Here is a 19,200-nt window from a genome sequence, read left to right as displayed (position 1 = left end):
GCGGTTCAGGTAGGGAACATGAACGGTTTGACACGGAGGCCCGCAATTTCCAAGCTTTGCGCCCGTTTGCACGAACCTTTCCCGGCATGACTACCCCTCCCGACATCGCTGCCCGCATCCGCTACGTGCTGGTGCGCACCTCGCATCCCGGCAACATCGGCAGCGCCGCCCGGGCCATCCGCACCATGGGCTTCGACCGCATGGCGCTGGTCGCCCCCCACCGGTTCCCGGATCGCGAGGCCTCGGCCCTGGCCGCCGGTGCCGACGACGTGCTGGAGCAAGCCACGGTCAGCGAAGGCCTGGTGGACGCCCTGGCCGGCACCAGCCTGGCGCTGGGCCTGTCGGCTCGGCGGCGTGGCGTGGACCTGGAGGAGATCACCCCCCGCGAGGCGGCGGCGCGCGCCCTGGCGGCCGCCGCTCGCGGGGAGCAGGTGGCCCTGGTGTTCGGCAACGAGCGCACCGGCCTGGAGAACGAGGAGCTGGCGCGCTGCCACGCCATGGTGCGCATCCCCAGCGTGGACGATTTCAGCTCGCTCAACCTCTCGCAGGCCGTGCAGGTGATGGCCTACGAACTGCGCGTCGCCTCTTTGGGCGAAGTCGCCACGCCGGTGCGCGCGGATGCCGAGCCTCCGGCCGACGCGGCGCAGATGGAGCGCTTCTTCGAGCACCTGTCGCAGATGCTCGACGACATCGACTTCCACAAGGGCCGTGCCCCGACCACGATCATGCTGCGGCTGCGCAAGCTGTTCCAGCGGGCCCAGCCGGACGAACGCGAGCTGCGCGTGATGCATGGCATTTTCGCCGATGCGCAGCGCATGGCGGCGATAGCGAGCGACAAGCTCAAGAAGGGGTAATGCGTCGCAGCGGTCTCCCCTGTGTGGGAGCGCACCCTGTGCGCGACAGGCTGTGCCGGAGCGGCCGGTTTCGGCACTGAGGCGACAACCTCCAACCGAAGGCCAGCGCGGTGCCGCGGTCGCGCACAGGGTGCGCTCCCACAAAGAAGCTTGCGGCTAAAACCCGTCTTCCTCCACATCGATCTGCGGCTTGCGCATCACCAGCAGCTTGTCGATGCGCGCGCCGTCGAGGTCGATCACCTCCACCCGGAAACCGTGCCACTCGAATATCTCGCCGGTCTGCGGGATATGGCCGAGCGCGGCCATGACCATGCCGGCGGCGGTGCGGTATTCGTGTTCTTCCTCACCGGGCAGTGCATCCACCTGCAGCAGCTCGCGCAGGTCGTCGATGGACAGCGAGCCATCGATCAGCCAGCTGCCATCGCCGCGCTGCGTGATGAGCGGGCTCTCCTCCGGGCCGCTGCCGCCGAGCTGGGTGGCGCCGACGATAGCGGCCAGCAGGTCGTTGAGCGTGACCAGGCCGACGATGTCGCCGTACTCGTCCACCACCAGGGCGAGCTGCGTTTCAGCGTCGCGGAACTCCTCCAGCAGGTCCAGCGCACGTGCCGTGGCAGGGACGTAGAGCGGCTTGACCAGTTGGCCGAACAGGTCCGGCTTGCCCTGCTCGTAGCCGCGCAGCAGCCGCTTCACTTCCACCACGCCGGCGATGTCGCTCTCGTCGCCTCGGTACACCGGATAACGCGAATAAGGGGTGTCGCGCAGGATTGCCGCGTTCTCCTTGTAACCCGCGTTCTGGTCCAGCCAGACGATGCGCGTGCGCGGGGTCATCACGCTTTCCACCGTGCGGTCGCCCAGGCGCAGCACGCGGTTGACCATGTTGTGCTCGTCGCGATCGAGGATGCCGTGCTCGGCGCTTTCGGCCACCAGCAGGCGGATTTCTTCTTCCGTCGCCACGTCGCTGCCGCGCTGCTTCACGTTGAGCATGCGCAGGATCAGCCCGCTGCAGAGATTGAGCATCCATACGAACGGCGCCGTGAGGCGCGAGAGCACCATCATCGGCATCGACACGTAGCCGGAAAACTTCTCCGGCGCGGACAGCGCCACGCGCTTGGGCACCAGTTCGCCGATGACGATCTGGATGAAGGAGATCAGCACGAAGCCAAGCACCAGGCCCACGACCTTGGCGTAGGGCTCCAGCCATGCCGCCCGGCCGCCGTGGATGGCCTGGGCGATGTGGTCACCCAGGGCATCGCCGGCCAGCGCACCGGTCACCAGGATCACCAGGGTCATGCCCACCTGGACGGTGGAGAGGAAGCGCTCGGGGGCCTCGGCATTGCGCAGCGCCACCCGCGCGCGCCGGCTGGTGCGGGACATCTGCTTCAGGCGCGTCTTGCGGGAGGCCACCAGGGCCATTTCCGACAAGGCGAAGAAGCCGTTGAACAGCGAGAGGACGATGACGGTCGCGATTTCGGTCAGCATGGCGGCCGGGCGGAGCGGGGGAGGTCGCGTGGGGACATGAGACGGAGTGTAAGGCCAGGGATGCCCTGATCACAGCCAGCCTGCAGGGCGTGTGGCGTGGCGTCGCGCAGGCTGGCCTCCTGGGCAGGCCGCGCACCGCGGTGGGTGGGCCGGCTGGATACCGCCCGCAGAACCGGTAACGCCTGCATGGGGTCATCCCCGCAAGGGGTTCGGGAGCGCGGCAGCCTGTCGCGAAGCCCGTGATGCGGTGCGGCAGGGGCGTCCTGTAACATATCCGTCATTTCAGCCCCCGCACCCTAGGCAATAACTGCATGTTTTCATTGCAAACGATTTTCGGCAAAGGCGACAAGTTCTACGGCCTGCTCGAGCAAAGCGCCGAAGCGGCGCGCGAGAGCGCCAAGGCCCTCCATGAACTGGTGACGGGCAAGGATCACGCCCCGGTCATGGCCGCCTTCGCTTCCGCGCGTGCGCGCGAAAAGGCACTTGCCGGGCAGATCAGCGAGGAGCTGGTGAACACCTTCGTCACCGCGCTCGACCGCGAGGACATCGAAGCGCTGAACTCGGCGCTCTACAAGATCCCCAAGACCATCGAGAAGTTCGCCGAGCGCTACGAGATCATCGCCGGGCGCGTGTCCGACGTGGACTTCGCCGCGCGCGCGCTGGTGCTCGAGCGCGCCACCGCCGTGGTCTCGGAAATGATCGGCGAGCTGCGCCGCGGCCTGCGCATCGACCCGGTGAAGAAGTTGCAGGATCGCCTGCAGACGCTGGAATCGGAAGGCGACCGCATGCTGCTCTCGCCGTACCGCAACCTTTACGTGGAAGGCAACGACGCCATGCGTGCGATGCTGGCCAAGGACCTGTTCGAGCTGATCGAGAAGGCCATCGACAAGTGCCGCGACGTCGGCAACATCGTCTATTCGATCGTGCTGAAGAACTCCTGAGGCCAGCGCGATGACGTCCTCTTCTCGTTGCCGCCCGGCTTTGGTCCGGGCTTTCGTCGTGGTGCACGGAGTGCATGCATGAGCATCGGTCTCGCCATTGCGGTCGTGCTCATCGCACTCGCCTTCACCTACATCAACGGCTTCCACGACACCGCCAACTCGATCGCCACCGTCGTGGCCACGAAGGTGCTGACGCCGGGGCAGGCCGTGATGCTGGCGGCGATCACCAACCTGATCGGCGCCTTGTGGGGCACCGCGGTGGCCAAGACCATCGCCGCCGGCATCATCGACACGCATGTGATCGAGGCGGGGCCGCAGCTGCTGATCTGCGCGTTGCTGGCGGCGACCGCGTGGAACCTCATCACGTGGTGGTGGGGCCTGCCGTCGAGTTCCAGCCATGCGCTGGTTGGCGCGCTCGTCGGTGCCGCCATCGCATCGTCCGGCAACAATTTCGCCGCGGTGATCTGGTCGCAGGGCGGCGCGCACTGGTGGGACGGCAAGGGCGTGGTGCCCAAAGTGATCGTGCCCATGGTGGCGTCGCCATTGATGGGTTTCGTCATCGGCTTCCTGCTGATGGGTGCGCTGTACGCGCTGCTCAGCTGGTTCTCCAGCCGCACCGGCCTCCTGCGGCGATTGGGGCGCACGCCGTTCGTCAACGCGTTCTTCGGCAAGGCCCAGATCGTTTCGGCCAGCGCCATGGGCCTGGCGCACGGCATGAACGACGCCCAGAAGAGCATGGGCATCATCGCTCTCGCACTGGCCGGCGCCACTACGGCCGGCCAGTTCGATGGCTTGCCGTCATGGCTGGGCTTCCTGCGCATCCACGGCTCGTCGACCGGCGGCTTCGACGTGCCGGCATGGGTAGCGGTGGTATGCGCGCTGACCATGGCGGGCGGCACGGCGGGCGGTGGCTGGCGCATCATCAAGACGCTGGGCCACAAGATGGTGAAGCTGCATCCCATCAACGGCTTTGCCGCCGAAGGCAGCTCGGCGGCGGTGATCCTCACCGCGTCCGCCTTCGGCATCCCGGTATCGACCACGCACAACGTGTCCGCCTCGATCATGGGCGTGGGCGCTGCCAAGCGCTGGAACGCCATCCGCTGGTCGGTGGTCGAGCGCATGGTGTGGGCGTGGATTCTGACGCTGCCGATCACCGCGCTGCTGGCCTACGGGTTCGTGCGGTTGGCTGGCATGTTCTGAGCCTGCGGCGCGCCCCGGCTTCAGCTGATGTAGGAGCGCACCCAGTGCGCGACCGCGGAGCCGCGTGCGTTTTCGACCAAGGGTGGTCGCGTTGCCGCTCTGTAGGCTTTTCGCGCACTGGGTGCGCTCCTACAGGTTAAGAGGGCGCGGGGTTACAGGTCGTCGCCGCCCGCGGCGACGATCCTCTCCAGCTGGTCGCCGAGCGCACCGAGTTCTTCGATCAGCCGCTTCAGTTCGGCGGCATCCAGCAGTTCGTACGGCCGGTTCTCGCACAGGTGCAGGTAGGGCGAGCCATCGAGGTCGGCCACCGCGAGAAAGCCCTTGCGCTGCTCCCAGTTGAAACGGAGGCAGCGCCGGGGGTCGGCACCTGCCAACGGGCCCACTGGCGTGGAGATGCGCAGGTAGCGGCGACCCGCCTCGTCTTCGAGCTCGGCGAGATAGATGCCCTGGTGCCGGTCATGCGGCAGCGACAGGTCGAAGCTGATCAAGTAGGGATCGTTGTGGCGCAGCTCGTGCAGGCTGCCGACGTGGGAACGCACGGCTTCGAAATGGCGCATGGGTGCGGTCTCCTTGGCAGGCGGCGAGAGCCCCGCTACTGTGCCACGACCTGCTGTAAAGGGCCTGTTGAAGATCATGGAAAGCGCTATCGACGATGCTTATGAGCGCATCTGGAATGCCATAGCGGCGATACCCCGTGGGCGCGTCGCCAGCTACGGCGCGATCGCCACGAGGGCAGGGCTGCCCGGGCGCGCCCGGTTGGTCGGCCGGGCGCTGGGCATGGTGCCTGACGGCATGGAGCTGCCATGGCATCGCGTGTTGCGTTCCAGCGGGCAGATCGCCTTTCCGCAGGGCAGCCGGGGTTTCCGGGAGCAGAGCAAGCGCCTGAAGGCCGAAGGCGTCGACGTGCGCAACGGGAAGGTGCCACTGGCGAGTTTCGGGCTCGATGCGAACCTGGATCGCGCGTTGTGGGGCATGCCAGGCTGAGGCGTTATGCCCCTCCTGTAGGAGCGCAGCCAGTGCGCGACCGCAGAGCCATGTCGGTTCCGCTTCGTTGGTTTGTCGCGCACTGGGTGCGCTCCCACAAAAAGCCGGCGGCAAGGAGAAAAGGTGCCTTGTGGCGCCTTTTTCGCATCCATCAGGCCATCAACCTGGGTGTCGCGTTCGCTCCGTAGGCTTTTCGCGCACTGGGTGCGCTCCTACACGCGCGGAGGGCATTGCAGGGCACGGGAGTGCGGCCGCATTTGCTAGCATTTCCCGATGCCTCCTTCCCCTCTCGACATTCTCCACAGCGTTTTCGGCTACACCCAGTTCCGCGGCCAGCAGCAGTCCATCGTCGGGCATCTGATCGAGGGCGGCGATGCGTTGGTGCTCATGCCTACCGGTGGCGGCAAATCGCTGTGCTACCAGATTCCCGCCCTGGTGCGGCAAGGCACCGGCATCGTGGTGTCGCCGCTCATCGCGCTGATGCAGGACCAGGTGGACGCGTTGCGCGAGGCCGGCGTCGCCGCGGCCTATCTCAATTCCAGCCTGGGTGCGGAAGACCAGCGCGAAGTGGAGCGGCGCTTGCTCGCCGGTGAGCTGAACCTGCTTTACGTGGCGCCGGAGCGCCTGCTGACGCCGCGCTTCCTCGGCCTGCTTGAACGCACCGAAGTGGCTTTGTTTGCCATCGACGAAGCGCACTGCGTATCGCAATGGGGCCACGATTTTCGCCCCGAGTATCGCGAACTGGTGGTGCTGCACCAACGGTTTCCCGAGGTGCCGCGCATTGCACTGACCGCCACGGCGGATGAGCGCACGCGCGACGAAATCGTCGAACGCCTGGCGTTGCAGCAGGCACGCCAGTTCGTCTCCAGCTTCGATCGACCCAACATCCGCTACCAGGTCGGCCTGCGTCACAACGCGCGCCGGCAGTTGATGGATTTCCTCGAGCGTCGCCGCGGCGAAACAGGCATCGTCTATGCGCTCAGCCGCCGCAAGGTGGACGAGACGGCGGCCTGGCTGGCCGAGGCGGGCATCGATGCGTTGCCCTATCACGCCGGCCTCGATTCGGCGACGCGCCATGCGCACCAGCGGCGTTTCCTGCGCGAGGACGGCCTGGTGATGGTGGCCACCGTGGCATTCGGCATGGGCATCGACAAGCCGGACGTGCGCTTCGTCGCGCACCTGGATCTTCCGCGCAGCATGGAAGGCTATTACCAGGAAACCGGCCGCGCCGGTCGCGACAGCCTCCCGGCCGATGCATGGATGATCTACGGACTGTCGGACGTGGTGACGATGAGCCAGATGATCGCGCAGTCCGAATCGGCCGACGATCGCAAGCGCGTCGAGCGGCAGAAGCTGGAATCGTTGCTTGCCTACGCGGAGGCGACGGAATGTCGCCGCGAACGGTTGCTGGCGGCCTTCGGCGAAACCTTCCACGGCCCCTGCGGGCGCTGTGACAACTGCATCGAGCCGCCGAAGACCTGGGATGCCACGGTGCCCGCGCAGAAGGCGCTCTCGGCGGTGTATCGCAGCGGGCAGCGCTTTGGTTCGGGCCACGTCATCAGCATCCTGCGCGGCGAAGACAGCGCGCGCATGAGCGAGCTGGGCCACGATCGGCTTTCCACGTTCGGCATCGGTGCGGACATGGACGACAAGCAGTGGCGCTCCGTGTTCCGGCAGCTCCTGGCGATGGGCCTGCTGGAGGCCGACGCGGAGGGCTTCGGCACGCTGCGGCTTACCAGGTCGAGCCGCGAGGTGCTGGTGGGCGGGCGCTCCGTGCGCCTGCGAGAAGATGCGCGACCCGTACGCGCCTCGCGCAAACGCCGCGACAGCCAGCTGGTGACAGGCGGAAGCCTGGGCGTGGAGGCCTACGAGCAGCCACTATGGGATGAATTGCGCAAATTGCGCACCCAGCTCGCCAAGCAGCATGGCGTGCCGCCCTATGTCATCTTCCACGATGCCACGCTGTTGGCGATGCTGCGCGCATTGCCGTCCAACGAAGAAGAGTTGGGCGCGATCAGCGGCGTGGGCGAGGCCAAGCTCAAGCGCTATGGCAGGGACTTCCTCGCGGTGATCAACGCGCACGAGTGATGTGGGTTTTCCCTCTCCCTTCCGGGGAAAGGGCAGGGTGAGGGTCACCCTTGCGGTGGCGGGATATCGGACGGGCTTCGTGGAAAGGCTGCCGCCAGCACCCCCTCACCCCAACCCGCTCCCCGGCGGGGAGAGGGAATAAAAGCTGCGCTCACCCTGCCAATGGCCAATGCGTGCCGTCCGCGGAAACGCGCGAATGGGCCAGCGCCAGTTCGGGGATGTAGCGCCATTGGTCGAGTTCGCCGGGCAGACGCGCTTGCGGGCAGGCAATGCGGGTGGCGATCAGCGCGGTTTCGACGGTGTCGTGGCGGCCCACTTCCTGTTCGTCATGAAGCACGCGCCATTGGCGGCCGTGGCGAATGATGCGGAACAGGCCGGTTTTCGAAGGGTAAACGTATTGCGCCAGCATGGTATGAGACGTTCTTTTTACGGCGGGTCTGCATAGACTGCCTATCGCGCATGACTTTCCCGTTATTCCGACGCGACGATTGCGTGGCATCCGCACGGATCGGACATGACGGTCAGGCTGCGTTTGTGTTGCGGCGTCACGAGATTCAGCAACAAGTGAAAAAGCTGTTCAACGCATAAAAAAACGGCCCGCATCGCTGCGGGCCGTACTTCGTCTCAACGGCGGTGTTGCTTATTTGCGCTGCGAGGCGGTCGCGTCGCGGGCGGCGCGGAACTCCGAGTCCTTGCTCCAGTTCGGCCAGGTGTCCGAATTGGCCAGGTCGCTGCCCAGCGTGTAGAGGATCTGCAGGTCACGCGCCATGCCGGTGAACGGCCAGCTGGCCTGCCATTCGTCGGACGGCTGGTGGTAGTGCTTGGCCACGTACTCGTCCTCGGCGGCCTTGCCTGCGGCGAGGCCGCCATCCACCCAGTCGTTGCCCGAGCCGAACGAGATCGCCGGCACGCCGCGCTTGGCGAACGGGAAGTGATCGGAGCGGAAGAAGTGGCCCGCTTCCGGCTTCGGATCCGCCGAGTACACCAGGCTCCACTTCTTGGCCGTGTCGGTCAGCTCGTCGAGCAGGTCGAGCTTGGCGCTGCCGGAGATGGTGAAGTTGCGTGCCGGACCGTGCGGATCGAGCGCATCCATGTTGATGTCGGCCACGGTGGTGGCGAGCGGGTAGAGCGGCTTGGACGCGTAGTACTCCGAACCCAGCAGGCCCTTTTCCTCGGCGGTGACGTTGAGGAACACCACCGAACGCTCCGGCTTGGGCTGGCCGGCGAAGGCGCGGGCCAGTTCGATCAGCGCGGCGGTGCCGGTCGCGTTGTCCACGGCGCCGTTGTAGATCTTGTCGCCCTTGGCATCGGGGGCGCCCACGCCCAGGTGATCCCAGTGCGCGCTGTAGATCACCGTCTCGTCCGGACGCTTGGTGCCTTCGATGCGGCCGACGATGTTGTACGAGGTGATGACCTTGGAATTGACCTTGAAGTCGGCCGTGAAGCCTTCGCCCTTCAGTTCCACCGGCTTGAAGTCACGCGTCTGCGCCTGTTTCTTCAGCGCGTCGAAATCCAGGCCCGCGGCCTTGAACAGGTCCACCGCGACGTCACGCTGGATCCACGCTTCCACCGGCGTATGCGCGCTGGCGGGATGGTCGCGCACCACGTCGAACTGGGTGTTGGTGTTGGAGTTGGCCACGGTCGCCCAGCCATAGGATGCCGGCGCGGTTTCGTGGACGATCAGCATGCCGGCCGCGCCCTGGCGGGCGGCTTCCTCGTACTTGTAGGTCCAGCGGCCGTAATAGGTCATGGCCTTGCCGCCGAAGTCGCCCACGCCGGTTTCGAAGTCCGGATCATTGATCAGCACGACCGCGATCTTGCCCTTGAGGTCCACACCCTTGAAGTCGTCCCATTTGCGCTCCGGCGCCTTCACGCCGTAGCCCACGAACACCAGCGGCGCGTTCTTCAGCGACACGGCCTTGGAGCCGTCCAGTGGCGCGCGCACGGCGATTTGCTGGCCCTGGGTGAGGCTCTCCGTCTTGCCGTTGACGGTGAAGGAGAGCGACGGCGTGCCCGCGATATCCGACTGCAGCAGGGGCACTGCCTGGGTCCATTCGCGCTTGCCGTTCTTGAGGTCGCCGCCGGGCTGCACGCCGGCTGCCTTGAACTGCGAGATCACGTAGTCGATGGTCTTCTTCTCGCCGGCGGTGGCGGGGCCACGGCCTTCGAAGGCATCGGAGGAAAGCGTCTTGACGTCGTCCGACAGGCGATGCGGATCGATGGTCGGGGCGGTCGCGGCAAACAGTGCCGACGACACGGACAGGGCGAGCAGGGATAAGGCCAATCGCTTCATGAGGCGCACCTAGCGGTTAAACGAGTCCCGATAGTAGATAGCGGTGCTGGCGCCGGTCCATAGCCTCGTGCCGGGCTGAGGGGGAAGACGGCGACGGGGGACACGAAAAAGGCCTGAAAAACAGCCTTTCGAGGGGCCCGATCGTGACTTTCTTCACCCCTGTCAGGCCAAAGCGGCAAAAAAACCGCATTTTTTCCGTTCTGCAGCTTGGCGTGGCGCTCGCCATGCCATACATTCCGCATGCCGAAAGGCATTCAACACATCATCTCGATGACCACGGGGAAATGTATGGCGAAGGCGCAGAAAGCAGCAGCAAAGAAGAAGGCCGCTCCGAAGGCAGCGAAGACGGCCGCCAAGGCAGTCGTGCAGAAGCCGATCAAGGAAGCACTGAGCAAGTCGGGCCTGGTTGCCCACATCGCTGAAGTCAGCGGCGTGGTCGCCAAGGACGTGCGTGCCGTGCTCGCCACGCTCGAGGGCGCTGTCACCTCCTCGGTGCACAAGAAGGGTGCTGGCCACTTCACGCTGCCGGGCCTGCTGAAGATCACCGCTGTCAACGTGCCGGCCAAGCCGAAGCGCAAGGGCATCAACCCCTTCACCAAGGAAGAGCAGTGGTTCGCTGCCAAGCCGGCCACGGTGAAGCTGAAGGTCCGCGCGCTGAAGAAGCTCAAGGACGCCGCGCAGTAAGCGTTGCTATCCGACCCCTCGATCGGATGCTCCCGCCAGGGCGCGCCCGGTCAGGGTCCGAAAGGCCGCCCTCGGGCGGCCTTTTTTTATGGGGCGCCGAGCAGGCGCCCGTCGTGCATCAATGGCGATCGGAGCCGATCACGCGGCCGGTTTCCGGATCGAGCTGCAGCTTCACCTTCTTGCCGGCCTCGTTGTCGGCCTTGGCCGTCCACACGCCCCCATCGAAATCCACGTCATGCACGTGGGTATAGCCCTGGGTCGACAGCGATGCGCGTACATCCGCTTCGCTCAACCGCGACACCGGCTTGTCCGGGAACACCTGGCCCGTCCTGGGATCAACGCGCACGGCAACATTCTTGCCGTTCGCGCTGCGCGCTTTGGCCGTCCATACGCCATTGCGAAAATCCAGGTCGTGCACCTTGCTGTAGCCCTGCCGCTCCAGCGAAGACTGCACCTGGTGTTCGGTGAGCGCATCCTGCGCCATGGCCATGCCGGCAAAGACCAGGGCCGTCGCGATGGTCAACGAAGCGATCTTCTTCATTGCTCATGCCTCTTGTTGGCGGGGAGCACGAGTTTTGGCATGCGCGCAAACAACACGCGGTGAATGCAAACGGACTATCAGCTGAACGGCGCCACCTCCGGCTGTCAGGGCTGCCGTTGCTCCGAACGCGCACGGCATCGGCACGCGGAGAGCCCCGCGCTGACGCACGGGTATCGCGCACCTTTCCCAAGGCGCCTGGCTGCGAGGCACCAAGCGGACGGGAGGGGACCTGTCGCCCGGGCGTCATCAAGCAGTCGCGAAGCCCGGTGCAAAAAGCGGAGCCGCCGGTGGCCACACGTTTTATTGAACCGGGACAGTCCATGCTCGGGCGAAGCCGGAGGTGGCCATTCGTGGCGCGGCCGGCATGGCGGCGTTTGTGCAGGGCAATCGGCCGAAGCAAGTGAAGCGGCCGCGGCAGGCATCTTTCAACGAGGGCGTCACGATGAATCACACGAGCGATCTACCGTTGGCCTTGTACAAGGCCAACAGCGAACTTCAGCTTCGCATCAGCAAGCTGGTGATGGAAAACTGGAAGAAATGGCTGGAGCTTTCCACGCGCGCCGTGGATGACGGCATCGCCGAATCGCAGGCACGCGTGGAGCAGCTGCTGAAGGCACAGGACTGGTCGGCGCTGGCGACGATGCCGGCCGAGACCTTCGGGCGCATGCTGCAGCAGCGCCTGGGCGACGCCAACGTGACCAATCACATCGCCGCGAGCGTGCAGGCCCATTTCGCCCAGGGCCTGCAGGAGGCGATCCAGACCTGGCAGAAGGACACGGCACGCGCACTGGGCAGCATGTCCGATCTGGGCAGCGTCGCGAATGCGCCCTGGAGCGACGCCATGGCGCAGTGGGGGCGGGCATGGCCGTGGGCGACGGAGCATGGCGCGGGCGGCGGCAACAAGTAGGCGGGCGCACGGAGGCACTGTCCCTCGCCTGGCCGCCGTGCCGTCGGGCAGGGTGGATGGGCGCCCAATCTGCCCACTGCATCGCTACTCCGGCGGCGCATCCATGTTGAACTGTGGAACGCCGCCGAGCTTTCGTCACGCAGCGAAGCCCGGCCCTTGCCACGCCACGGATGGCGGCTCACGGCACCCGCGTGCCATGGGGTTACATCAAGGACGATGGCGCAGGGCGATGGCACGTTTCGACGTGTTGTCACATTCGTCTAGTTAGCTAGGCGGCTCCCGCGTCGCGGCGAGCCGCCGTCGACACGGTGGGCCGAAACAGCGGGATCGGGTCCGCACAAGGGGAAAGGGGAGCATGGTTGGGGTGCTGCAGTATCGGGTCGATCGAGAGCCTGCCGTGTGGCCGGAAGCGCCGTTCGTGCCGGGGACGGCTGGCTGATGCGCTACGCCATCTATTTCTGCCCGGCTCCCGCCAGCGCCCTGGGTGCGCTGGGGCGCGACTGGCTAGGTGGCGAAGCCGCGCCCAACGGCATCCCCGGCATCCCGTTGCAGCGATGGAACGAGTTGCTCGCCGACGTGCGGCGCTATGGCTGGCATGCGACGGTGCGTTCGCCGTTCACGCTGTCGCCGGATGCGGGCTATGACGAGCTGCGTCGCGTGGTCAACGTCGTGGCCCAATCGTATGCGCCAACCACGGTCCCGCTCCGATTGAGCCGTCTGGGCGGCTTTCTGGCCCTGCGCCCGGTAAGCGACCGGGCCGCCATCAGCGCCATGGCGGCCGCATGCACCGAAGCGATCGAGGGACTGCGGGCGCCCTTGGTCGAACCCGAATTCCAGCGTCGCGTACGCGGGCTCGACGCCATCGAAACCCACTATCTACAGCGCTACGGATATCCCTACGTGTTTGAACGCTATCGTTTCCACATGACCTTGTCCGCGCCTGCCACCGTCGAGGAAGAGCATGCCCTGCAGCGCTGGCTCGCCCTGCGTGCGGCCGCGATACCCGTCGCACGCGTCGATGCGCTTTCCATTTGCGCGGAGCGGGCGGCCGGCGCGCCGTTCGAAGTGCTCGAGAGAATGCCCTTGCGCAAGGCTTCGGCGGCCTGACAGGGGCTCTCCTCCTGCGAGGAGGCATTCATGGTTGCTTTGCGTGAAATCCCGGTCCCTGCTCACGCTGGCTTGACGGCTACGCGCGGAACCTCCGTGAAGTGGCGGCGCATCTGCCTGTGAAGGCTGCATGGTGTCCCACGGCATTCCTGGTGACATCATCCTGGGAGCGCGTGATGAACAAGATCGTATGGATCATGGTTGCCAATCGCGCTGCGGCGCGCCTGTTCCAGGCCAGCCAGCCCATGGGGCCTCTCGAAGAACTCAATGCCTTCATCCATCCCGAAGGCCGCCTGCAGGAGCATGACCTGGTCTCCGATCGTCCCGGTCGTTCCTTCGACAGCCATGGCGCGGGCCGGCACGCCGAAGATCCCGACACCGCGGCGACCGAGCAGGAGGCGACCAACTTCGCCGTCCAGTTGAGCCGCTTCTTGCACAAGGCACGTTGCGAGCGGAAGTTCGATGCGCTGGTGCTCATCGCCGCGCCGGCCTTCCTGGGGGCGTTGCGCGAACGATTGGATACCTCGACGCGCGAGTGCATCACGCTGGAGGTGGACAAGAACCTTGTGCAGCGGAATGCCGCTGAAATTCGCGGGCACCTGCCGGACAAGTTGTATTCGATGGTCGGGGTCTAGGGCCTGTTGAGGGCGCCGCGTTTTCCCTCCCCTTCAGGCGACCCGAGGGTCATCCCTGTGGGGGAGGCCGCCGGGACGAGGGGCGCATGGCGCCCCGCCCCGGGAAGAGGCGCGCGCTGCCCCGGCGAGCCCACCCTTGGGCCTCAGCCCTCATCCGTTCGGAACGGGGGCGGCACCGCTCAATTCGGCCGCTGGTCCGCGAAGGCGAAGACGTGGTCGGCCCATTGCGTGGCTTCGAGGTAGATGGCGGCCATGCGGCGGATGACTTGCGGTTGGGCTTCGCCGCCGCGGAGGTCGCCGGCTTCCCAGGCGCGGATCTGTTCGAGCAAGGGCGCGAACGGGCCCTTGTTTTCCAGAAGGGCGCTGCTGATGTCGCGTGCGAGGGGCAGGTGCCACAGCACGAAATCCATCGGGGCTTCCATCAGGGTGTCGAGCAGCGAGAACAGGCCGGCGGTGAAGGCCATTTCGCGCTGTTCGCCCGGCATGTGCTGGGCCAGCTTTTCGCACATGTGCGCGCGGATAAGCGCGGCGCGCAGCAGTTCGGGCGGGCGGTCGCCCACGCCGCCGAGCGCCATGGTGTAGATCCAGTTGCGCAGGCGGTTGGCGCCGAAGAAGATCGCGGCCTGCTGCACCGACTTGAGCTGCCGCGGCAGGGCGAAGTACGCGGAGTTCACGCAGCCCAGCAGCTTGTAGCTCAGGATGGCGTCGTCGCGCACGATCTGGCCGATCTCGACCGGGCCCGGATTGCCTTCTTCCAGCGCCTTCATCAAGCGCAGCAGGCTGAGGCGGTTGGCGGTGAGCACCGGAACCGCGACGGGTTCGGGCTTGAGCAGGAACTGGCCCTGGATCGCCTGTACCGGCAGCGCTTCGCAACGGTGATAGGTATCGTGGTCGTCGACATGGCCGGCGATCACGTGGATGCCGCGCGCGTGCAGGTACTCGCTGCGCGTACGCAGCGTGGCCGGGTCCAGCTTGCTGGCATCCAGGCGCACGTACTGCACGATCTTGAGCAGCGGCTCCACCGCGACGTTGTATTCGAGCGGGGTCTCGCCGGCATCCAGCATCAGCGGGCAGCCGCGCTGGGCCATGCGCGAAAGACGATCGAGCAGGGCGGCGTCGGTGGCAGCCTCCGGTTGCAGCAGCACGCCGAAGCGCGGCTGGTGCTGCAGCACGTCGGTGTCTTCCATCAGCAGCTCGCGGGTGAGGCGCAGGAAGGTGCGGTTGCCACGCACGAGGCGGGCGAGCGCGCCGTCGGTGATGGTCGCGAGTGCGCGGCGCATCAGCGCGGCTTCGTCCTCGGCCTCGTTCTGGAACACGATCTCGTAGGCGAACAGTTCGCGCTTGGTGTCCAGCATCGGCAAGCGGATGACCGGCAGCGGTTGTTCGCTTGCATTGGCGCCTTCGTGGGCGGAGGGGATGGCCGCGGCTTCGCTCATGGTCGGTCGATGTGGTGGCAGTGGGGGAGGCCGGCGGTCGCCGGCTGACAGGTGCGCATCGAGGAGACGGGGATGCGCGCCATGATGGTTATGCCTCGGCCAGGGTCTGCGAGCGCAGGCTCGTGCGCAGTTCGCCTGCGCGGCCGTACACGCTTGCTTCCGCGTCGTTGCCGGTCAGCACGGCCAGCGCCTTGCGCACCTGCTGCAGGCGAACGCCGACCAGCTGCCCATTGCGCTGGTTGAGCATCTGGCAGGCACGCAGCGATTGCAGGATCTGCTGCCACTTCGGGGCCAGCTCGCGGGCAGCCTCGGGGGCGCCCTGGCTCAGCTGCACGCGCTCGCCGTCGAGCTGCTCCAGCTTGAGCATCAGCGAGTGTTTCGCGGCGCCTGCGCGGTTTAGCCCGTCGACATCGGCGGTTTCAAGTGCGGCGCGCTCGTCGTGGAGCGCGTCGGCCAATTGCTCCACTGCGAGCCGCATCTCCTCGACCGCGGCCGTCAGGGCATGGTCCAGTTCGGCTTGCAGAGAGGTGTTCATGACTTGAGCTGGCTTTCCAGCGACAGCATGCGATCGGCGATGCGGCCCGGATCGGCCTTGTAGGTGCCGTTGGCCAGGGACTGGCGCAGCTGTTCCACCTTCCTGGTGTCGATTTCGGCGCCACTGTGGGTGCGGGCGGCTTCCTGCATGGCCTTGGCCGAATCGGTCAGCTGGACGCGATCGTCGGCGCCGGCGGTGCCGCCGGCGGCCTCGCTGCCGGCCGTGCCGCTGGCGTTCTGCGTCGAGCTGCCCTGGCCGCTGGGGGCCTGGGGAAGCTTGGGCAAGCCATTGTTGGAGATGGTGGTGTTCATGGGGTCCGTTCTCTGGTTTTGGCCCTGTTACCGTCAGGATCGGCAGGGCGGCGCCAAACTTTAGGGTGATTCCTTAGAGCCTGGAACAGGCGCTCATGGCAGGGCGAGCACCTCGCCCGGCGCCGTGACCATCGCATCGATCACCTTGCCCGAACTGCCGTTGCGCACGCGCAGGCGGGAGCCGCTGTCGCCGCTGCCCAGCGCCACGCCGCTCGCCCGCACTTCGATACCGTCCAGGCGCGATACCAGCTGCACCTGGTCGCCGGCCTTCACCGCCGTGCGACCGCCCAGCGCGGCCGGGGTCAGCACGCTGCCGGCGGCCATGGCGCGGGAGAGCGTGCGGCCCTCCACTTCACCCATGTCGCTGACATAGCCGTAGCCCAGGCGCGTGACGTCGCGCTCTTCGCTGCGCACATCATCGGGCCTGACGCCGTCGCCACGCTGAAGCGGGCGTGCGATCACCAGCACCTGGCGAAATACCTGCAGCTGCACCGGGACGCGCAGGGTCCAGCCTTCGGCGCCGGGGCAACGCACCGTGACGTTCATGCGCGGCATCAGCCGCGTGCCTTCCTGCAGGCTTGCGTCCAGCGCGGCCGGGCAGGGTGCGAGCTGCAGCCGCTGATCGAGCGTGCCCGCCTGGGCCACCACGCGGGCGCCCGGCGTGGCGTACTGGCCGCGCAGCCACTGCTCGGCGGTGGCGCGCGCAGCCTGCGCCGGTTCCGCGGCGAAAGCGGGCAGCGCGAACACGCACAGCAGCAGGCCGGCCAGCAGGCGACGCGTCATAGGTCGGCCAGCAGCGCGTTGAGTTGGGCCAGCAGCGTTTCGCGTTCGCTCTCCAACTGCGGCACGAGCTGGCTGGCCTGATCGATGTGACCGTCGCAGAGCAGGGTCGCGAAGGTGTTGCCCTGCTCGCGCAGGCGCATGCCGGCGGCGGTGAGCGCGGATGCGGCCGGATGGGCATCGCGGCCGTGGGTCAGGCGTCGCAGGGTGCGGCTGAGCGGTTGCGTGTCGAACCAGCGACGGTCCAGCGCGGCCGGTTCCTGCAGGGCGAGATCCATCGCCTGGCGCAGGCTCTGCGCGGCCTCGCGCACGGTAAGGCTGAGGCTGGCCGGATCTTCGCCGCTCTCGCTTTCCAGCCAGTCGAGCGCAAGGCGATGGGCGAGCAGGGCGCCACGGCTGAGCGCCTCGGCCTGGCGGCTGGCCTCGGCGGCGCGGCGGTGCCACGCGCCAAGCGCGGCCTGCGCAGCGACCGCACGGGCGTGCTGTGCATCCTGGTTCTTGTGCATGGTGGCGATGCGGTCGGCGACCTGGCGCAGGGCTTCGCCGCTGTCCTGCAGCGACGTTCCGGTCTGGCTGGCGCCGGACTGCGCGCGCTCGAGGCGCTGCATGCCCTGCTGCACGTCACCGTCCAGCTGCAATGAGAACTCGCCGATGGAACCGGTGACCTGTTCGATCTCGGCGGTGGCCTGGCTGGTCTTTTCGGCGAGTTGCTTCACCTCGTCGGCGACCACGGCGAAGCCGCGGCCAGCTTCGCCGGCGCGCGCGGCTTCGATGGCGGCATTGAGCGCGACCAGATTGGTCTGGTGCGCGATTTCCTGCACCACGCCGGTGAGCTTGCGGATCTGCGCCACTTCCTCGGCCAGCTTGCTCTGGTTGCGGCTCATGGCGGAAAGGGCCGTGCGCAGAAGGCGCAACTGGCCATCGAGTTCGCTGACGCTGCGCTCGCTGGCCTGGCCGGTCTGGCGCGCGTAATCCAGGCCGGTGGCGATCTGCTGTAGCGATGTCGAGATTCCGGCGCTGCCGTCCGTCAAACGACCGACGTCCTCGCGGCTGTCCTGGGCGGACTGGTGCATGGCCGCCTGTTCGCGGGACAGCTGTTGCGCGGAGCTGAGCACCAGCCCCTGCTGTTCCAGCGTCTGCAGCGCCACGGCGGCGGGCGGCGGGGTGGTGGAAACGGCTGTCAGCAACGGCGCCAAGGCCTGCGCGGCGCGGGGATGGCGGGCTGACAGCTGCGCCACCCGTGCCTGGTCGCCCGCCGCGGCGGCGCGCGCAAGCTCGGCGAGATGCTGGCTCCAGATAAGACTCATGGGTGGATCGTTCCTTCCTAAAAGGTTCGTCTCTGGCATCGGCGCGAGACGTCGGAACTTGAGAAGCAAGCGACGTGCCACCGTTTGCCCGCGCCCCTCAAGCGCGTGCCCCGCGTGCCGATACGTCGGAAGTGATCGCGGCATCCGGCCGCCTGCGAGGAGTGCGCATGAGCGCATGGATGGACAAGGTGGAGCAGCAGACCCGGCTGGCGGGCCACAACCGCGTGGCCATGCTGTTGTTTCGCATGGGCGATGAGCAGCTCTACGGCATCAACGTCTTCAAGGTGCGCGAAGTGATGCGTCGCCCGCCAATGGAGCGCATGCCCGGCGCCAATCCGCTCATCGCCGGCAGCTGCGATTACCGCGGCATGACCATTCCCGTGATCGACCTCGCCGTGGCGCTGGGTTACGCCCCGCTGCGCGACGAAGCGGCGGCACACCTGATGGTGACGGAGTTCAGCCGGACGGTGCAGGGCTTCCTGGTGGCCGATCCGCAGCGCCTGGTGCAGTGCGACGGCGACAACCTTGAAGCCCCCGCGCCCGCGCTGGGTTTCGGCAGCCGTGTCAACGCCGTCACGCGCGTCGATGGCGCCCTCGTGGCGGTGGTCGACGTCGAGCAGGTGCTCGCCAGCCTCAACGCGACGACCACCACGCTGTCGGAACCCATGCAGCGCATCGCCCGTTTCCACGACCTGCAGCCGCGGCGCGTGATGGTGGTGGACGACTCGCTGGTCGCGCGCAACCAGCTGGTGGGCCTGTTCCGCCAGATGGACGTGGAGTGCGTGGTTGCCCAGGACGGCCGCGAGGCACTGGAGCGACTCAAGGAACTGGCCAATGCACCGGAAGGCGAGGGCGTCACGCTGGTGGTGTCCGACATCGAAATGCCGCGCATCGACGGCTATGCGCTCACGCGCGCGATTCGCGAGACGCCGGAGCTGCGGCCGCTGAAGGTGGTGCTGCACAGTTCGATCAGCGGCATTTTCAACGAGGCGATGGTGCGCGAGGTGAACGCGGATCGCTTCGTGGCGAAGTTCCAGCCGGATCTGCTGGCGCAGACGGTGTTGGAGTTGCTGCCGGAGAATTTCGAGAAGTTTTAGGGCTCGCGCCGGGTGTGGTTT

Annotated in this window: 21 protein-coding genes; 11 read left to right on the top strand and 10 right to left on the bottom strand. The window is 66.8% G+C overall.

Annotation, left to right across the window (positions count from 1 at the left end; genetic code table 11):
• The first annotated feature begins 86 nt into the window (after nt 1–86).
• Entirely contained in the window at nt 87–854 is a 768-nt protein-coding gene (locus tag JMF82_RS07490; protein ID WP_201313910.1) for an RNA methyltransferase, read from the top strand.
• Between the two features lie 156 nt (nt 855–1,010).
• Here JMF82_RS07490 and JMF82_RS07485 read toward each other — a convergent pair whose 3' ends face one another.
• On the bottom strand, nt 1,011–2,333 hold the full coding sequence (locus JMF82_RS07485; RefSeq protein WP_201313909.1) for a hemolysin family protein: 1,323 nt from the start codon (nt 2,331–2,333) through the stop codon (nt 1,011–1,013).
• Between the two features lie 311 nt (nt 2,334–2,644).
• Here JMF82_RS07485 and JMF82_RS07480 point away from each other — a divergent pair, with 311 nt between their 5' ends.
• Both JMF82_RS07480 and JMF82_RS07475 read left to right on the top strand, forming a co-directional pair.
• Complete coding sequence (locus JMF82_RS07480; RefSeq protein ID WP_201313908.1) at nt 2,645–3,274, top strand: pit accessory protein; 630 nt, start codon at nt 2,645–2,647, stop codon at nt 3,272–3,274.
• Between the two features lie 78 nt (nt 3,275–3,352).
• Nucleotides 3,353–4,474, top strand: coding sequence for an inorganic phosphate transporter (locus JMF82_RS07475; protein WP_201313907.1), 1,122 nt, complete (start codon nt 3,353–3,355; stop codon nt 4,472–4,474).
• A gap of 152 nt (nt 4,475–4,626) precedes the next feature.
• Here JMF82_RS07475 and JMF82_RS07470 read toward each other — a convergent pair whose 3' ends face one another.
• Nucleotides 4,627–5,031, bottom strand: coding sequence for a hypothetical protein (locus tag JMF82_RS07470; protein WP_201313906.1), 405 nt, complete (start codon nt 5,029–5,031; stop codon nt 4,627–4,629).
• 88 nt (nt 5,032–5,119) lie between these two features.
• On the opposite strand from JMF82_RS07470, the gene JMF82_RS07465 reads away from it, so the two are divergent.
• Nucleotides 5,120–5,458: an MGMT family protein gene (locus tag JMF82_RS07465; RefSeq protein ID WP_201313944.1), complete on the top strand. Its 339-nt coding sequence runs from the start codon at nt 5,120–5,122 to the stop codon at nt 5,456–5,458.
• 273 nt (nt 5,459–5,731) lie between these two features.
• Nucleotides 5,732–7,546 (top strand): DNA helicase RecQ, encoded by a 1,815-nt coding sequence (recQ, locus tag JMF82_RS07460; protein WP_201313905.1) that lies wholly within the window; start codon nt 5,732–5,734, stop codon nt 7,544–7,546.
• Nucleotides 7,547–7,697: 151 nt separating this feature from the next.
• Here the strand turns inward: recQ and JMF82_RS07455 are convergent, their stop codons facing one another.
• On the bottom strand, nt 7,698–7,955 hold the full coding sequence (locus JMF82_RS07455; protein WP_201313904.1) for a hypothetical protein: 258 nt from the start codon (nt 7,953–7,955) through the stop codon (nt 7,698–7,700).
• Between the two features lie 231 nt (nt 7,956–8,186).
• Complete coding sequence (locus JMF82_RS07450; protein WP_201313903.1) at nt 8,187–9,839, bottom strand: M28 family metallopeptidase; 1,653 nt, start codon at nt 9,837–9,839, stop codon at nt 8,187–8,189.
• 143 nt (nt 9,840–9,982) lie between these two features.
• On the opposite strand from JMF82_RS07450, the gene JMF82_RS21970 reads away from it, so the two are divergent.
• Both JMF82_RS21970 and JMF82_RS07445 read left to right on the top strand, forming a co-directional pair.
• Entirely contained in the window at nt 9,983–10,261 is a 279-nt protein-coding gene (locus JMF82_RS21970; RefSeq protein WP_236585347.1) for a hypothetical protein, read from the top strand.
• Nucleotides 10,203–10,523, top strand: a complete 321-nt coding sequence (locus JMF82_RS07445) for an HU family DNA-binding protein (protein ID WP_236585346.1) — start codon at nt 10,203–10,205, stop codon at nt 10,521–10,523. Before JMF82_RS21970 ends, JMF82_RS07445 begins: the two co-directional genes overlap by 59 nt.
• A 118-nt stretch (nt 10,524–10,641) precedes the next feature.
• On the opposite strand, the gene JMF82_RS07440 is transcribed toward JMF82_RS07445, so the two are convergent.
• Nucleotides 10,642–11,064 carry a PepSY domain-containing protein gene (locus tag JMF82_RS07440; RefSeq protein ID WP_201313901.1) on the bottom strand — a complete coding sequence of 141 codons (423 nt, stop codon included), beginning with the start codon at nt 11,062–11,064 and terminating at the stop codon, nt 10,642–10,644.
• A 442-nt stretch (nt 11,065–11,506) separates the two neighbouring features.
• Between JMF82_RS07440 and JMF82_RS07435 the strand changes: the two genes are divergently transcribed.
• The 3 genes from JMF82_RS07435 (at nt 11,507) to JMF82_RS07425 (ending at nt 13,713) form a co-directional block, all read left to right on the top strand.
• Complete coding sequence (locus tag JMF82_RS07435; protein WP_201313900.1) at nt 11,507–11,971, top strand: phasin family protein; 465 nt, start codon at nt 11,507–11,509, stop codon at nt 11,969–11,971.
• A gap of 438 nt (nt 11,972–12,409) precedes the next feature.
• Complete coding sequence (locus JMF82_RS07430) at nt 12,410–13,078, top strand: DUF1045 domain-containing protein (protein WP_201313899.1); 669 nt, start codon at nt 12,410–12,412, stop codon at nt 13,076–13,078.
• Nucleotides 13,079–13,254: 176 nt separating this feature from the next.
• Complete coding sequence (locus JMF82_RS07425; RefSeq protein WP_201313898.1) at nt 13,255–13,713, top strand: host attachment protein; 459 nt, start codon at nt 13,255–13,257, stop codon at nt 13,711–13,713.
• A gap of 179 nt (nt 13,714–13,892) precedes the next feature.
• On the opposite strand, the gene JMF82_RS07420 is transcribed toward JMF82_RS07425, so the two are convergent.
• From JMF82_RS07420 to JMF82_RS07400, 5 genes are all read right to left on the bottom strand, one after another.
• Nucleotides 13,893–15,149 (bottom strand): HDOD domain-containing protein, encoded by a 1,257-nt coding sequence (locus JMF82_RS07420; protein WP_201313897.1) that lies wholly within the window; start codon nt 15,147–15,149, stop codon nt 13,893–13,895.
• Nucleotides 15,150–15,237: 88 nt separating this feature from the next.
• Entirely contained in the window at nt 15,238–15,684 is a 447-nt protein-coding gene (locus JMF82_RS07415; RefSeq protein ID WP_201313896.1) for a flagellar protein FlgN, read from the bottom strand.
• Nucleotides 15,681–15,995, bottom strand: coding sequence for a flagellar biosynthesis anti-sigma factor FlgM (gene flgM / locus JMF82_RS07410; RefSeq protein ID WP_201313895.1), 315 nt, complete (start codon nt 15,993–15,995; stop codon nt 15,681–15,683). The genes JMF82_RS07415 and flgM overlap by 4 nt, the downstream gene beginning before the upstream one ends.
• Nucleotides 15,996–16,088: 93 nt before the next feature.
• The gene (gene flgA, locus JMF82_RS07405) at nt 16,089–16,778 is read right to left on the bottom strand and encodes a flagellar basal body P-ring formation chaperone FlgA (RefSeq protein ID WP_201313894.1); all 690 of its coding nucleotides are present in this window, start codon (nt 16,776–16,778) and stop codon (nt 16,089–16,091) included.
• Complete coding sequence (locus JMF82_RS07400; protein WP_201313893.1) at nt 16,775–18,082, bottom strand: methyl-accepting chemotaxis protein; 1,308 nt, start codon at nt 18,080–18,082, stop codon at nt 16,775–16,777. Before JMF82_RS07400 ends, flgA begins: the two co-directional genes overlap by 4 nt.
• Before the next feature lie 167 nt (nt 18,083–18,249).
• Here JMF82_RS07400 and JMF82_RS07395 point away from each other — a divergent pair, with 167 nt between their 5' ends.
• The gene (locus tag JMF82_RS07395) at nt 18,250–19,179 is read left to right on the top strand and encodes a chemotaxis protein (protein WP_201313892.1); all 930 of its coding nucleotides are present in this window, start codon (nt 18,250–18,252) and stop codon (nt 19,177–19,179) included.
• Nucleotides 19,180–19,200 lie beyond the last annotated feature (21 nt).

It is taken from the genome of Dyella sp. EPa41 (assembly GCF_016586165.1).
Lineage (GTDB): Bacteria > Pseudomonadota > Gammaproteobacteria > Xanthomonadales > Rhodanobacteraceae > Dyella.
The sequence above is the reverse complement of the archived record's forward strand: the minus strand, read 5'-3'. Positions and strand labels throughout refer to the sequence as shown.

What these genes read in the sequence shown, in the direction of transcription:
- JMF82_RS07490 (WP_201313910.1), top strand. Translation starts at nt 87, where the DNA reads ATGACTACCCCTCCCGACATCGCTGCCCGCATCCGCTACGTGCTGGTG.
- JMF82_RS07485 (WP_201313909.1), bottom strand. Translation starts at nt 2,333, where the DNA reads ATGCTGACCGAAATCGCGACCGTCATCGTCCTCTCGCTGTTCAACGGC.
- JMF82_RS07480 (WP_201313908.1), top strand. Translation starts at nt 2,645, where the DNA reads ATGTTTTCATTGCAAACGATTTTCGGCAAAGGCGACAAGTTCTACGGC.
- JMF82_RS07475 (WP_201313907.1), top strand. Translation starts at nt 3,353, where the DNA reads ATGAGCATCGGTCTCGCCATTGCGGTCGTGCTCATCGCACTCGCCTTC.
- JMF82_RS07470 (WP_201313906.1), bottom strand. Translation starts at nt 5,031, where the DNA reads ATGCGCCATTTCGAAGCCGTGCGTTCCCACGTCGGCAGCCTGCACGAG.
- recQ (WP_201313905.1), top strand. Translation starts at nt 5,732, where the DNA reads ATGCCTCCTTCCCCTCTCGACATTCTCCACAGCGTTTTCGGCTACACC.
- JMF82_RS07455 (WP_201313904.1), bottom strand. Translation starts at nt 7,955, where the DNA reads ATGCTGGCGCAATACGTTTACCCTTCGAAAACCGGCCTGTTCCGCATC.
- JMF82_RS07450 (WP_201313903.1), bottom strand. Translation starts at nt 9,839, where the DNA reads ATGAAGCGATTGGCCTTATCCCTGCTCGCCCTGTCCGTGTCGTCGGCA.
- JMF82_RS07440 (WP_201313901.1), bottom strand. Translation starts at nt 11,064, where the DNA reads ATGAAGAAGATCGCTTCGTTGACCATCGCGACGGCCCTGGTCTTTGCC.
- JMF82_RS07435 (WP_201313900.1), top strand. Translation starts at nt 11,507, where the DNA reads ATGAATCACACGAGCGATCTACCGTTGGCCTTGTACAAGGCCAACAGC.
- JMF82_RS07430 (WP_201313899.1), top strand. Translation starts at nt 12,410, where the DNA reads ATGCGCTACGCCATCTATTTCTGCCCGGCTCCCGCCAGCGCCCTGGGT.
- JMF82_RS07425 (WP_201313898.1), top strand. Translation starts at nt 13,255, where the DNA reads ATGAACAAGATCGTATGGATCATGGTTGCCAATCGCGCTGCGGCGCGC.
- JMF82_RS07420 (WP_201313897.1), bottom strand. Translation starts at nt 15,149, where the DNA reads ATGAGCGAAGCCGCGGCCATCCCCTCCGCCCACGAAGGCGCCAATGCA.
- JMF82_RS07415 (WP_201313896.1), bottom strand. Translation starts at nt 15,684, where the DNA reads ATGAACACCTCTCTGCAAGCCGAACTGGACCATGCCCTGACGGCCGCG.
- flgM (WP_201313895.1), bottom strand. Translation starts at nt 15,995, where the DNA reads ATGAACACCACCATCTCCAACAATGGCTTGCCCAAGCTTCCCCAGGCC.
- flgA (WP_201313894.1), bottom strand. Translation starts at nt 16,778, where the DNA reads ATGACGCGTCGCCTGCTGGCCGGCCTGCTGCTGTGCGTGTTCGCGCTG.
- JMF82_RS07400 (WP_201313893.1), bottom strand. Translation starts at nt 18,082, where the DNA reads ATGAGTCTTATCTGGAGCCAGCATCTCGCCGAGCTTGCGCGCGCCGCC.
- JMF82_RS07395 (WP_201313892.1), top strand. Translation starts at nt 18,250, where the DNA reads ATGAGCGCATGGATGGACAAGGTGGAGCAGCAGACCCGGCTGGCGGGC.